Consider the following 13,195-nt stretch of genomic DNA (forward strand, 5'->3'; position numbering starts at 1 on the left):
TCCGGAGGCTTTGGCCGGCTCACCCACAGCAGCCGCATGAATGGCGCAACTGCCACTTTCAGAATAGAAGACAGTGACGAAAAACGCAAGCCTAGATAAAAAGTTTCTTAATAAATCTCAGCGATGCACATTACGAGCTTTCCGGTGTTCTCACCGCGGAACAGGCGCAGGAAGGTCGCGCCGAAATCGGCGACCGAGCCGTCGACGACCGTCTCTCGCGAGACCAGCGACCCCTCAGCCGCCATCGCCGCCAGAGAGGCGATCGCCGCGGCATCCTTCTCGGGATAGTCGAACACCAAGAATCCCTGCATCCGCGCGCGGTTGACCAGCAGGCTCATGTAGCGGCGCGGCCCGGGAGGAGGCGTCGTGGCGTTGTACGACGCGATCGCGCCGCAGAGGATCACCCGCGCACCGCGGCGCAGGTTCGCCAGCGCCGCGTCGAGGATCTCGCCGCCGACGTTGTCGAAGTAGATGTCGATGCCGTCGGGCGCGACCTCGCGCAACCGCCGGAGCACGTTCTCGCTCTTGTAGTCGATCGCCGCGTCGAATCCGATCTCGCGCAGCCATGCGCACTTCTCCGGGCCACCCGCGATGCCGATCACCGTGGCGCCCGCCGCGTGCGCGATCTGTCCCGCCACGCTTCCCACCCCGCCGGCCGCCGCGGAGATGACGACGGTGTCTCCCGCGGCCAGCTCGCCGACCTCGTGCAGTCCGTGGAACGCGGTCAGTCCGGTCATGCCGAGGGCGCCGAGCCAGGTCGCCGGGCCCGCGATCGACGTGTCGATGACGCGGACGCCGGTGCCGTCGCTGACGGCGCGCTCGGTGACACCGAACGTCCCGGTGACGGCGGCACCCACGGGAAAGTCCGGATGCCGCGACTGCGACACCGTGCCCGTGCCCTGCGCCCGCATCACGGCACCCAGTCGCACGGGAGGCAGATAGGACGGCACATCGTCGAGCCAGCCGCGCATCGCGGGGTCGAGCGAGATGTGGTCGATCTCGACCAGGAACTCACCCTCGCCCGGCGCGGGGAGCTCGTCTGTCGTCACCTCCCACGTGTCGTCGTCGGGAAGTCCTGTCGGACGCTGCGCGAGACGCACCTGCCGGGTCGTGACCATCTCGCCAATCTACGGCGGGCGGCAGAGCTCCTCAACGGACGCGGCGGCGAGTAGGGTCGGCGCCATGCGCAAGGTCACGTACTCGATGAGCATGTCCGTCGACGGCTACATCGCAGGGCCGGACGGCGACTTCGACTGGCCGGGCTTCACCGACGACGTCTTCCGCATCTCACTCGACGAGATCCGGACGATCGGTGGCCATCTCATGGGCCGGCGTCTCTACGAGACGATGCGTTACTGGGAGACCGAGGACCCCGCCGGCTTCAACGACCTCGAGCGGGAGTGGGCGGCGTTGTGGAATCCGCTGCCGAAGGTCGTGTTCTCGCGCACGCTCACCGCGGTCGAAGGCAACGCGCGCCTGGCGACCGGCACCGTGGCCGACGAGATCGCGCGCTTGCGTGCCGAGCCGGGCGAGGGCGACATCGCCATCGGCGGGGCGACGCTGGCACAGGATGCCGCGGCCGCCGGCCTCATCGACGAGTACCTCATCCGCGTCTTCCCCGTGCTGGTGGGCGGCGGCATCCCCTTCTTCGCCCGCGATGATCAGCGGGTCGATCTCGAGCTCCTAGACGAGCGCCGGTTCGACGGCGGCGTCGTGTTCCTGCACTACCGCGCGCGGCGCTGAGCCGCACCGGCCCCGCGGAACAGCCAGCTGCCGAAGCTCCACAACCCGCGCAGGATCGCCGTACGCGATGCCGGTCGCGAGGGCGTAGCGTGGCCACGGCAGCAACGAGAAGGAGGGACACCACAATGCGTGGAGTCATCATGCACGCCCCCGGCGACGTCCGTGTCGAAGACCGCGAGCACCCGCAGATCGTCGACCCGACGGATGCCGTCATCCGCCTCGCCGCGACGTGCATCTGCGGCTCGGATCTGTGGCCGTACCGCGGCGCCGACGACGTGCACGATGCCACGATGGGGCACGAGTACGTCGGCACGGTCACCGAGGTGGGTGCGGCCGTGCAGAACGTCACGGTCGGCGACTTCGTCGTCGGCTCGTTCTTCACGTCCGATAACACGTGCGAGATCTGCCGCGCCGGCTATCAATCGTTCTGCGTCCATCGCACCCCGGCCGGCCGCGAGGGCACGCAGGCCGAGTACGCGCGGATCCCGAACGCCGACGGCACCCTCGTCGCCACCCCCGGTCAGCCCGACCCCGACCTGATCCCCTCACTGCTCGCCGCCTCCGACGTGCTGGGGACGGGTTGGTTCGCCGCGGTCGCCGCCGAGGCGGGCCCCGGCAAGACCGTCGCCGTCGTGGGTGACGGAGCCGTGGGTCTCCTCGGCATCCTCGCCGCGAAGCAGCTCGGCGCCGAGCGCATCATCGCCATGTCACGGCACGCCGACCGCCAGGCCCTGGCCCGTCGCTTCGGCGCCACCGACATCGTCGAGGAGCGCGGCTCGGCGGGCGTCGCCCGGATCCGCGAGCTCACCGACGGCCTCGGCGCGCACTCGACGATCGAAGCCGTCGGCACGCAGGAGTCGATGACGCAGGCGATCCGCTCGACCCGCGCCGGCGGACACGTCGGCTACGTCGGCGTCTCGCACGACGTGACGCTCGACGGCCAGCGGCTGTTCCACTCCGGCGTGCACCTGCACGGCGGCCCGGCACCGGTGCGCCGGTTCCTGCCCGAGCTCATCCAGCTCATCTGGGACCGCGAGATCGACCCCGGCGTCGTCTTCGACCTGACGCTCCCGCTCGAGGAGGCCGCCGAAGGCTACAAAGCCATGGACGAGCGTCGCGCGATCAAGGTGCTGCTGACCGTCTGAGCGACACCCCTGTCGCCGGTCAGCACGCGTCGAGCAGAGCGCGCAGCGGCGGCGGCATCCGCGTCAGCTCGACGGCGTCGGCCATGAGGCGGGCGTAGCGCAGCTTGTTGCCGCTGCGCCCCGCGAAGAACTGGCCGAGCTGCTCCTCGAGCATGCGACCGCGCTGCGCGGGCTGGCGCTGCAGCCGGCGGAACGACGCGCCCTCGCCCTGCTCCTCGAGAAGCGCCACCACGCGCGCGGCGCCGAGCGCACGCACGAACTCGCCCTCGAGATCCGGGGCGCACACGAACACCGCATCCAGCACCGTCTCGAAGTCGGCCCGCTCGTTCGCGTCGACGAGGCCGATCACCCGCTTCGCCGGCAGCGCGTCGATCGCACGCCGCGCGCCCTTCGATCCGCCCACGGCCCGCACGTCGACGCCGGTCACCTCGAGACGAGCGGCGAGCACCTCGACGGCGGCGCGGTCGCTCTCGCCCTCGACGAGAACGATCGTCATCCGCCGGCCGACGCCTCGAACGACACGATGCGGTCGTCGCCGGGAGCCGCCGTGCCGCGCCCGCCGCGATTGCTCGTCGCGACCCACACGCGTCCGTCGGGGCCGAGCACCACATCGCGCAGCCGGCCGAACTCGTGTGCGAGCAGCTCGGTCGACGTCGCCGGGTCGGCGACCGGGATCGCCCGCAGGCGCTCGCCGCGGAGGTTCGCGAGATAGAGCGTGTCGCCGATCGCGGCGAGCCCGCTCGGACTCGCGTCGGTCGGCGCCCACACCTGCACGGGGTCGATGTACGCGTCGTCGCCGCCGATCCCCTCCACCTCGGGCCAGCCGTAGTTGCCGCCCGGCTCGATCACGTTCAGCTCGTCCCACGTGTCCTGCCCGAACTCGCTCGCGAACATGCGACCGTCGGCAGACCACGCGATGCCCTGGGGGTTGCGATGGCCGTAGCTGTACACCGGCGAGCCCGGGAACGGGTTGTCCGCAGGAACGGTGCCGTCGGGCTCGAGCCGCAGGATCTTGCCCGCGAGAGCGTCGACGTCCTGCGCCGCGGCGCGGTCCCCGGCATCCCCGACCGTGACGTACAGCATCCGGTCGGGGCCGAATGCGATGCGCCCGCCGTTGTGGTTTCCCGCGGACGGCAGCCCCGAGACGACATCGACGGGCGCCGCCAGGGTGAGGGCTCCCGGCTCGCCGTCGAGGTCGTAGCGCTGCACGCGGTTGCCGGCGTCGGCGGTCGAGTAGGCGTACAGGTGCTCACCGCTGGGGTCGACGGCGAGCCCCAGCAGCCCGCCCTCACCGCCGTGCCGCACCCCGGCGACCGTGATCACCTCGCGGACGTCGTGCGCGGCGGTGACCTCGACGATGCGCCCGGTGTCTCGCTCGCTCACGAGCACCGAATCTCCCACGACGACCATCGACCACGGCGTCGTCAGCTCGGTGACGACGTCGGTCGCGGCGGTGCCGGCGTCGACGGTGGACGGCTCGCGCACGGCGGGCGCGGGGACGGGGGGAGTGAGGAGCGGCGCGCACGCCGTCACCGGCAGCAGCAGGAGCACCAGGGCCGCACGCGAGCGCCGACCGGCCGTGCGTGCTGCGGATGTCATCGGATCCACCCCGTCGGATCTCTTCCCTTTCCATTATCCCGCGAGAGGGGGGTCTTGCGGCAAGGCCCCCTCTGTGCGGCAGAATCGCTGGTCGCGCGACGATTCCCCTGTGTGCGGGAAGGATGCGCGCGAGAAGGAGCAGGATGCCGTCATCACAGCCCACCGCGAGTCCGTTCGACCTTCCCGAGCGGCTGCGTCGCAAGGCCACCTCGGCCCTCATCGGCCGCGACGAGGAGCAGTTCGCCGCCATGCACGCCGCGCTCACGAGCGAGCGGGAGCGGGTGCGGCACCGCCTCGACGCGCTCCGGCGCGAGCCGGCCGCCGCCGGGCAGCGGGCGCTGGAGCGCGACCTCGAGGTGCAGCAGCTCGCGGCGCGGCTGCGGGTGCTCGACCGGTTCGGGCTCGACGCATGCATCGGACGGATGGTCGACGACGCCGGGACGGTGACCTATCTCGGCCGATTCGGTCTCGCCGGCCCTGACGAGCGGCGCCTGCTCACCGACTGGCGTGCCCCGGCATCCGCCCCCTTCTTCGCCGCGAGCGGCGCCGATCCGATGGGGCTCACCAGCCGTCGCCGGTACCGCTGGCGCGCCGGACGCATCGTCGACTACTGGGACGAGGTCTTCGCGCCCGACGGTATCGACCACTCCGCCGCTCTCGACGACGAGTCGGCCTTCATCGCGAGCCTCGGCGCGAGCCGGTCGCCGCGCATGCGCGATGTGCTCGCGACGATCCAGACCGACCAGGACGCCATCATCCGCGCCGATTCGCGCGGCGCCCTGGTGGTCGACGGCGGTCCCGGAACGGGCAAGACCGTCGTCGCGCTGCACCGCGCCGCCTACCTCCTCTACGCCGACCCGCGCCTGCAGGACGGGCGCGGCGGGCTGCTGTTCGTCGGCCCGCACCGCCCCTACGTCGACTACGTCGACGACGTGCTGCCGAGCCTCGGCGAAGAGGGCGCGCTCGTCTGCGCGCTCAGCGACCTCGTGCCGGGCGGCGCCGACGCCCCGGCCGAGACCGACCCGGAGGTGCGCCGTCTCAAGGGCGACGCGCGCCTTGTGGATGCCGTGGCCGCAGCCGTCGGACTGTGGCAGCGCCCGCCGCGGCGCACCGTCGCGATCGAGACCGCCTGGGGCACCCTCGCGATCGGGTCCGAGGAATGGGCGGAGGTCTTCGCCGGAGCCGACACCCTGCCCCACAACGCGCTGCGCACCGAGGCGTGGGAGCGGCTGCTCGACCTGCTGGAGGCGCGGGTCGGCGACGAGCGGGGCGGCGGCTCCGCTGATGACGGCTGGGGTGAGGGCTGGGGCGACGCGTCGCGTCGCCGCGACGACTTCGACGCGTACGGGGCGGGCTGGGATGACGACGAGTCGGTGCGCGAGGCGCTCGAGAACGACGACGAGCTGCGCACGATGTTCGACCGGATGTGGCCGCTGCTCGACCCCGACGCGTTTCTGCGCGGCCTGCTCTCGAGCGCCGACCTGCTGCACCGGTGTGCGCCGTACTTGACGGATGCCGAGGCCGCCGTCGTCGCCGCCGCGGGGTCGTCGTGGACCGATGCGGACCTCCCGCTTCTCGACGCCGCGCGGCGCGCGATCGGCGACCCGAAGAGCGAGGTGCGCCGTCGCCGTGCTCGGCGGGAGGAGGCGGAGGCGCAGCGCCTGATGTCCGACGTCGTCACCGACCTCATCGCCGCCGACGACGGCGACCTGCGGATCATGTCGATGCTGCGCGGTCAGGATCTTCGCCGCACGCTCGCGCAGCCCGCGGCATCCGACATCGACCCGCTCGCCGGCCCGTTCGCACACCTCGTCGTCGACGAGGCGCAGGAGCTCACCGACGCGCAGTGGCGGATGCTGCTGAGCCGCTGCCCGTCGGGCAGCCTCACGATCGTGGGCGACCGCGCCCAGGCGCGGCACGGGTTCGCCGAGTCGTGGGTCGAGCGCCTCGAGCGCGTCGGCATCCCGCGGACCACCGTCGCGACCCTCACGGTGAACTACCGCACCCCCGAGGAGGTCATGGCCGTTGCCGGCCCCGTGATCCGGGCGGCCCTCCCCGACGCGAACGTGCCGCTGTCGATCCGCCGTACCGGTGTTGCGGTGCGGCGCGGTCGGCGCCGCGAGCTCGACGGCATCCTCACCGCGTGGGAGCGGGAGCATGACGAGGGCACCGCGGTCGTCATCGGCGACCCCGGTTTCGCGCCTCGCGATCGGGTGCGCTCGCTCTCGCCGGAGCTCGTGAAGGGCCTGGAGTTCGATCTCGTCGTGCTCGTAGACCCCGATGGATTCGGCACGGGCGTCGCCGGAGCCGTCGACCGCTACGTCGCCATGACCCGCGCGACGCAGCAGCTCGTCATCCTCACCTGAGCGGCGCGCGACCGCGTCAGCGAGCGAGGTCGAGGAAGTCGGCCACCCACCGGTCGATGGCGGTCATGGTCGCCTGGTCCACCTGCCCGGCCAACCGCTGAATGCGGGCGCGGTCGATGGTCTTGAGCTGCTCCGTCATGGCGAAGCTCGGGTCTGTCAGTGTCAGGGTCCGCCCGCTGAGCGCGACGTGGTTCGGCCATCCGCGCTCGACCGACGTCACCGGAACCACGAAGACGAGCCGCGTCGCCAGCGCGAGGTGACCCGCGGAAGACACGATGACCGCGGGCCGGCGCCCCGCCTGTTCGCGCCCGACGGCGGGATCGGGCGCGGCCCAGACGACATCGCCACGATGCAGTGTCGCCGGTGCGTCGGCGGCAGGTTCAGTCATCATCGCCGACGCCCGCGATCTCGTCCCAGGCGCGGGCTTCCGCCCAATAGGACTCATCAGGGGGCTGGCGTTCGATGGCGTCACGGGCAGCGGCCAGCCGCTGTCGGCGCTCATCCTGGTCGAGAAGCTCGCTCAAGAGGGTCGCAGCCGTGACGCCGCGCTCCCGCGCCGCGGTGCTGACGCGCTCGCGCAGCTCCACCGGCACCTTGATCGTCGTCAGAGGCATACACAAAGGATACCGCGGGGTATGACGACGGGGATCAGATTGCCGCTTGCGCGATCATGCCGATCGCGATCATGCTGCTGTTCGTCTACGTGTTCGGGGGTGCGATCCAGACCGGGACCGCATCGTACGTCGACTACCTGCTCCCCGGCATCCTGCTCATCACGATCGCGTCGGGGGTCGCGTACACGTCGTACCGGCTCTTCCTCGATCTGCAGGGCGGCATCGTGGAACGGTTCCAGTCCATGCCGATCGCGCGCGCCAGTGTGCTGTAGTCGCATGTGCTGACCTCACTCGCGGCGAACCTCGTCTCGCTCGCGATCGTCGTCGGGGTGGCGCTCCTCATGGGCTTCCGCTCCGGCGCCGGGGTGCTCGCGTGGCTGGCGGTTGTCGGCATCCTGGTGCTGTTCACGCTCGCCCTCACCTGGCTCGCGGTCATCGCGGGGCTCGCGGCGAAGAGCGTCGACGGGGCGACCGCGTTCTCCTACCCGCTCATCTTCCTGCCGTTCCTGAGCTCGGCATTCGTCCCGCCCGACACGATGCCCGGGCCGGTCCGCTGGTTCGCCGAGAACCAGCCGGTGACGCCCATCGTCAACTCGATCCGCGCTGCTGGCGGGAACGCCCGTCGGCAGCGAGCTGTGGATCGCCCTGGGCTGGTGCACCGGCATCCTCATCGTGGCCGCCGTGATCGCGACCCGCCTCTACAACCGGCGGCTGCGCTGAGACCGCCGCCGAGGGCTTCTAGGGTGGAGGGATGACGTCCCTCCCGACGACGCGGGCGTTGGCCCGCCGCACCCCGGAAGCCCTCGGCATTCCCACCGCCGCCCTCGCGGCACTCGCCGACCGCCTGCAGGACGAAGGGCTCGACCCGCACGCCCTGCTCATCGCGCGGCACGGCGAGGTCGCCTTCGAGACGGCCTGGGCGCCGTACCGACTCGACCGGCCCGCGCTGGTGTACTCGGCATCCAAGACCTACACGTCGCTCGCGATCGGCTTCCTCGCCGACGAGGGGCGGCTGGGGCTCGACGACTCCGCCGGAGCACTCCTCGGCGTGCCGAACCCGCACGAGATCACGGTGCGTCACCTGCTGACGATGAACACCGGCCACTCCGCCGAGCAGATCGAGCGGGTCGGCGACGACCCGCGGATGCTGATGGCGATCGACCCCGCACACGCGCCCGGCAGCCACTTCGCCTACAACTCCCCCGCAACCCACGCCCTGTCGGCGATCGTCACCGCGGTGACCGGCGAGGCGCTGACCGCCTACCTGCGCCCCCGGCTGCTGGATCCGCTCGGGATCGGGGAGCGGTGGATGAGCTCGCGCGGCGGGATCGAGCACGGCGCGAGCGGGTACCACCTCACCGTCGACGACCTCGCGCGCACCGGTGTCATGCTCGGCGCGGGCGGCGTGTTCGCCGGGGCGCAGGTCGCGCCGGCCTGGTACGTCGAGGAGATGAGCCGGGCCTGGTCGGTCACCGCTGCCTTCGACGGGCCGCCGGCGGGACCGAGTGAGGTCAACGACTGGGCGCTCGGCTACGGCTACCAGGTGTGGCGCGGGCGCCACGGCTTCCGGCTCGACGGGGCGGCGGGACAGTTCGCGCTCGTCCTGCCCGAGCGCGATCTCGTCATCGCGTACCAGGGCGCGACGCTCGACCCGCAGGCGACGCTGCGCGCGTTCTGGGCGTTCGTCGCGGCCGTCGAGACCGCGGATGCCGCCGGTGAGGCGGCGGGCACGGTCGCCGCCGCCGCGGATGCGGTCCGCCCCCGCGACTCCTGGGACGCCCGCGACCGGCTGACGATCATGGCCGAGGCGCCCTTCGACGCGGCGGGCCTGACCCTGACCGACGCCGCGGGCGGCGGGTGGACGCTGACGCTCCCGGGCGTCGGTGCGCTGCCCGTCGGGGCGGGGTGGCACGAGATCGTGTGCGAAAAGCAGGCTGAACCGGCCGCTGGCGCCCCCGAGGGCGCCGCGCAGCGCGATCCAGCCTGCTTTTCGAACGCCGGAGCCGATCGCCTCGCGCTCGCGACCCGCGGCGAGCAGCGGCCCGACGGGTCGGTGCTCGTCCACGTCGTCGACACCACGTCGCCGCACCGCGCCATCGTGCACCGGGATGCCGACGGCCGGATCGCGGCGGGGTGGCGCATCCCGCCGCTCGGCGGCGGCTGGGAGGTGCTGCGCGTCCCGGCATCCGTCATCGGCGGCTGACGGCCGGCGGCGGCGCGTTACTCCGACGAGGCGTGCGGCGTCGCGGGCGCCGCGTGGCCCTCGGCGAAGCTGAGGTTCTTGCCGAACGCCTTGCCGATGACGAGCGCGATGCCGACGATGACGAGGCCCACCGCGAGACCCGCGATCGCCGACACCAGGGTGTCGCCGAACCACACGACGACCGGCCCCAGCGGCTCGAGCGCGTGCTCGACGCCGTGGAGGAGATCGACCGGCGCGTGCCAGCCGACCTCGCCGAGGTTCGCGAGCACGAGGTGCCCGCCGACCCACAGCATCGCGACGGTCCCGACGACGGAGATCACCCGGAAGACGGCGGGCATGGAGCGCACGATACGGGTGCCGGTGTGGCGCACCTGTTCGGAGGTGCTCTTGGCCATCTTCAGGCCGATGTCGTCGAGCTTCACCAGCAGCGCGACGGCTCCGTAGACGAGCGCCGTCATCGCCAGCGCGATGATCGCGAGTACCGCCAGGCGCATCCAGAAGCCGAGGTCGGCGGCGAGCGAGGCGAGCCCGATCAGCATGATCTCGGTCGAGAGGATCAGGTCGGTGCGCACGGCGCCGGCGACCAGCCGCTTCTCGTCGCGGCCGCCCTCGTCCTCATGCCCGCCGTGGTGGAACCCGAACCACTCCAGCACCTTCTCGGCGCCCTCGAAGCACAGGTAGACACCACCCACGATGAGCAGCCACGGCAGCACCCACGGCGCGAATGCCGTCAGCACCATCGCGATCGGGATGATGATGAGGAACTTGTTCGCAAGCGACCCGAGCGCGATGCGTCCCACGACCGGCAGCTCGCGGGCCGGCGAGAGTCCCTCCACGTACTGTGGCGTGACGGCCGCGTCGTCGATCACGACGCCGGCTGACTTCGCTGACGCCTTGAGCGCGGCGCTGAGGATGTCGTCGACGACGGCGAGCAGACCCACGGACATGCGTCCAACAGTACCGGCCCGGCCTCCGACGCCGCGCCACCGGGGTCTCGACGAGATCGTGCCGGATGCCGCGGACTTGTGCCGCTCCGAATCGATTCGATACACTGGAGTCGCGGCGCTCCGATCCGGGGCGCCCTTCGCTGTTCCCGGGCGTCGTCCCCGGCATCCCCCACTCTCGAAGGCACCTTCATGGCACGTTCGCTCACGACCGGCAGCCCGTGGCGCGTCATCCTCGCGTTCTCGGTGCCGCTCCTCATCGGCAACATCGTGCAGCAGCTGTACCAAGTCGTCGATGCGATCGTCGTCGGGCGTCACCTCGGCGTCGACGCGCTCGCCGCCGTGGGCGCCACCGGCAGCCTGCTGTTCCTGCTGCTCGGCTTCGCCTGGGGTCTCACGAGCGGTTTCGCGATCCCGACGGCGCAGGCCTTCGGCGCGCGCGACTATGCGGCGGTGCGCCGGTCGGTGGCCGCCGGCACGGTCCTCACCGCCATCACGAGCCTCCTGCTCACCGTGTTCGCACCGATGCTGGCCGGCCCGGCGCTCGCACTGCTGCTGACGCCGCACGAGCTCATGGCCGAGGCGACCGTGTTCGCGCAGATCAGCTTCCTCGGCGCGGGCGCGATGATGGCGTTCAACTTCCTCGCCGCGATCATCCGCGCGATCGGCGACTCGCGCACGCCGCTGGTGTTCCTCACGATCGCGTGCGCGCTGAACGTCGGGCTCGTGATCCTCATGGTGGGGCCGCTGGAGTGGGGCGTGGGCGGCGCCGCCATGGCGACCGTCGTCTCGCAGGCGGTGTCGGTGCTCTTGTGCCTGGAGTTCGTGCGCCGCCGGGTGCCGGTGCTGCACGTGCGCCGTTTCGACTGGCGCGTCACGCGGGCCGACCTCGCCCTGCACCTACGCCTCGGCCTGCCGATGGGATTCCAGGCGTCGATCATCGCGATCGGCACCCTGACGGTGCAGGTCGCCCTCAACACGCTGGGGGCGGATGCCGTCGCCGCCTACACGACCGCCTCGCGCGTGGACGGCCTCGCCGTGGCGCTCCTGCAGTCGCTGGGACTCGCGGCGTCGATGTACGCCGCGCAGAACCTCGGCGCCCGCCGTCCCGACCGCATCCGCCGCGGCGTCGTGCAGGCGATGTGGATGGCCGTGGCGGCCGCGGTGGTCCTCGGCATCCTGCTCATCACGCTCGGCACCCCGCTCGTGCGCCTCTTCGTCGGCGACGGGTCGGAGCGCGTGGTGGAGATGGCCACCCTCATGCTGCACATCAACGGGTACACCTACACCGCGCTCGCGGTGCTGTTCATCCTGCGCGGCACGCTGCAGGGCCTTGGCAGCACGATCATCCCGACCGTCACCGGCGTCATCGAACTCGCGATGCGCGTCGGCGCGGCGGTCGTGCTCGGCCACGCCCTCGGGTTCGTCGGCGTCGTGTGGAGCAATCCGCTCGCGTGGATCGGCGCCGTCGTCATTCTCGTGCCGGCCTACCTGCGCGCCCATCGCGCGCTGGAGCGGATGCCGGTGGATCCCGACGAGCCGACGCTGACGACCCCCATCGCGGTGGTCGGTCCCACGGACGGCTCGATGGTGGTCGATGCCGTCGTGACGCAGCCGATTCCGCTGTCCCAGCATCCCGCGACCGACCTCGTTGCGCCCGGGCGGCGCCGGTGGAAGGGTGTGACCAGGGCAACGCAGAAGCGGCGATGAGGCGGAGGATGCCATGAAGGCTGTGCTGGGCGAGACCACGGTGGCCGAGGCCGACCGCGACGATCTCATCTCCATCGAGGGCAACTGGTACTTCCCGCCGTCGAGCGTGCGGTGGGAGCTGCTGCAGGAGAGCCCGACGCCGTACACGTGCCCGTGGAAGGGCGAGTGCCAGTATTACTCGGTGCGGGACGGCGACGAGGTGCTCGCCGACCGCGCCTGGACGTACCCGCATCCGTACGAGAGCGGGATCGAGCGCGTCGGGAAGGACTTCTCGGGCTACGTCGCGTTCTGGAAAGAGATCAGCACCCAGGAGTGACCGCGCCGGCGACGTCGAGACGATGCTCGACACCTACCTCGTCGACGAGGCGTTCTACGTCGGGTACTCGCTCGGTGCGCGCGTCGGCTGGGAGGTCGTGCAGGACATCGCGCCGCGGATCCCCCGTGCCGTGCTCGGCGGCGTGCCCGACGGCATCCCGCTCGCGCGACTGGACATCGGCCAGGTGCGCGCGCTGATCGCCGACGGCACCCCGGTGACCGATCCCGTCACCCAGAACTACATCCGCCTCGCCGACCGGGTCTCCGGCAACGACCTGCGGTCGCTGCTCGCGATCGCCGAGGGGATGCGCGCGTCGCGCACCGAGGATCCCGACCCGGCGCACGCGCCGCAGCAGCCGGTGCTGTTCGCGACCGGCTCGCTCGACGCCGTGATCGAGGGGTCGAAGGCGCTCGCCGCCGCCTGCCCGCAGGGGCGATTCCTCGAGATCCCCGCGCGGCACCACTTCAACGCACCGGGCTCGCGCGTGTTCCGCGCCGAGGCGATCGCCTTCCTCCGCGACGGCCTGACTGCCTGAACGCCTGAACCCCCGACGGC

At 71.7% G+C, this 13,195-nt stretch carries 13 protein-coding genes and 1 pseudogene; 8 read left to right on the forward strand and 6 right to left on the reverse strand.

The window, feature by feature from the left end; genetic code table 11:
* Positions 1–107: 107 nt before the first annotated feature.
* Positions 108–1,118, reverse strand: a complete 1,011-nt coding sequence (locus JOD60_RS02640) for an NADP-dependent oxidoreductase (RefSeq protein WP_076688306.1) — start codon at positions 1,116–1,118, stop codon at positions 108–110.
* 64 nt (positions 1,119–1,182) lie between these two features.
* Here JOD60_RS02640 and JOD60_RS02645 point away from each other — a divergent pair, with 64 nt between their 5' ends.
* The gene (locus tag JOD60_RS02645) at positions 1,183–1,743 is read left to right on the forward strand and encodes a dihydrofolate reductase family protein (protein ID WP_076688309.1); all 561 of its coding nucleotides are present in this window, start codon (positions 1,183–1,185) and stop codon (positions 1,741–1,743) included.
* A gap of 125 nt (positions 1,744–1,868) precedes the next feature.
* Positions 1,869–2,888: a zinc-dependent alcohol dehydrogenase family protein gene (locus JOD60_RS02650; RefSeq protein ID WP_076688311.1), complete on the forward strand. Its 1,020-nt coding sequence runs from the start codon at positions 1,869–1,871 to the stop codon at positions 2,886–2,888.
* Between the two features lie 19 nt (positions 2,889–2,907).
* Here JOD60_RS02650 and JOD60_RS02655 read toward each other — a convergent pair whose 3' ends face one another.
* Positions 2,908–3,384 (reverse strand): hypothetical protein, encoded by a 477-nt coding sequence (locus JOD60_RS02655; RefSeq protein ID WP_076688312.1) that lies wholly within the window; start codon positions 3,382–3,384, stop codon positions 2,908–2,910.
* Positions 3,381–4,487, reverse strand: coding sequence for a PQQ-dependent sugar dehydrogenase (locus JOD60_RS02660; RefSeq protein WP_076688314.1), 1,107 nt, complete (start codon positions 4,485–4,487; stop codon positions 3,381–3,383). Before JOD60_RS02660 ends, JOD60_RS02655 begins: the two co-directional genes overlap by 4 nt.
* A gap of 143 nt (positions 4,488–4,630) precedes the next feature.
* Between JOD60_RS02660 and helR the strand changes: the two genes are divergently transcribed.
* On the forward strand, positions 4,631–6,853 hold the full coding sequence (gene helR, locus JOD60_RS02665) for an RNA polymerase recycling motor ATPase HelR (protein WP_076688316.1): 2,223 nt from the start codon (positions 4,631–4,633) through the stop codon (positions 6,851–6,853).
* 16 nt (positions 6,854–6,869) lie between these two features.
* Here the strand turns inward: helR and JOD60_RS02670 are convergent, their stop codons facing one another.
* A complete protein-coding gene (locus tag JOD60_RS02670) occupies positions 6,870–7,244 on the reverse strand; it encodes a type II toxin-antitoxin system PemK/MazF family toxin (RefSeq protein ID WP_232321670.1) in 375 nt (124 codons plus the stop codon).
* The gene (locus tag JOD60_RS02675; RefSeq protein WP_076688320.1) at positions 7,234–7,467 is read right to left on the reverse strand and encodes a ribbon-helix-helix protein; all 234 of its coding nucleotides are present in this window, start codon (positions 7,465–7,467) and stop codon (positions 7,234–7,236) included. Before JOD60_RS02675 ends, JOD60_RS02670 begins: the two co-directional genes overlap by 11 nt.
* Before the next feature lie 32 nt (positions 7,468–7,499).
* On the opposite strand from JOD60_RS02675, the pseudogene JOD60_RS02680 reads away from it, so the two are divergent.
* Positions 7,500–8,187 (forward strand): annotated as a pseudogene (locus JOD60_RS02680) (ABC transporter permease); the annotation flags it as partial.
* Between the two features lie 31 nt (positions 8,188–8,218).
* Positions 8,219–9,670, forward strand: coding sequence for a serine hydrolase domain-containing protein (locus JOD60_RS02685; protein WP_084201858.1), 1,452 nt, complete (start codon positions 8,219–8,221; stop codon positions 9,668–9,670).
* A gap of 17 nt (positions 9,671–9,687) precedes the next feature.
* Here the strand turns inward: JOD60_RS02685 and JOD60_RS02690 are convergent, their stop codons facing one another.
* The gene (locus JOD60_RS02690) at positions 9,688–10,617 is read right to left on the reverse strand and encodes a DUF808 domain-containing protein (RefSeq protein WP_076688322.1); all 930 of its coding nucleotides are present in this window, start codon (positions 10,615–10,617) and stop codon (positions 9,688–9,690) included.
* A gap of 189 nt (positions 10,618–10,806) precedes the next feature.
* Between JOD60_RS02690 and JOD60_RS02695 the strand changes: the two genes are divergently transcribed.
* The 3 genes from JOD60_RS02695 to JOD60_RS02705 are packed head-to-tail and all read left to right on the forward strand — an operon-like array spanning position 10,807 to position 13,175.
* Complete coding sequence (locus tag JOD60_RS02695; protein WP_076688324.1) at positions 10,807–12,324, forward strand: MATE family efflux transporter; 1,518 nt, start codon at positions 10,807–10,809, stop codon at positions 12,322–12,324.
* A gap of 13 nt (positions 12,325–12,337) precedes the next feature.
* Positions 12,338–12,640: a DUF427 domain-containing protein gene (locus JOD60_RS02700; protein WP_076688326.1), complete on the forward strand. Its 303-nt coding sequence runs from the start codon at positions 12,338–12,340 to the stop codon at positions 12,638–12,640.
* 22 nt (positions 12,641–12,662) lie between these two features.
* The gene (locus JOD60_RS02705) at positions 12,663–13,175 is read left to right on the forward strand and encodes an alpha/beta fold hydrolase (protein ID WP_232321671.1); all 513 of its coding nucleotides are present in this window, start codon (positions 12,663–12,665) and stop codon (positions 13,173–13,175) included.
* The last annotated feature ends 20 nt before the right edge of the window (positions 13,176–13,195 follow it).

Source organism: Microbacterium aurum, assembly GCF_016907815.1.
GTDB classification, from domain to species: Bacteria; Actinomycetota; Actinomycetes; order Actinomycetales; family Microbacteriaceae; genus Microbacterium; species Microbacterium aurum.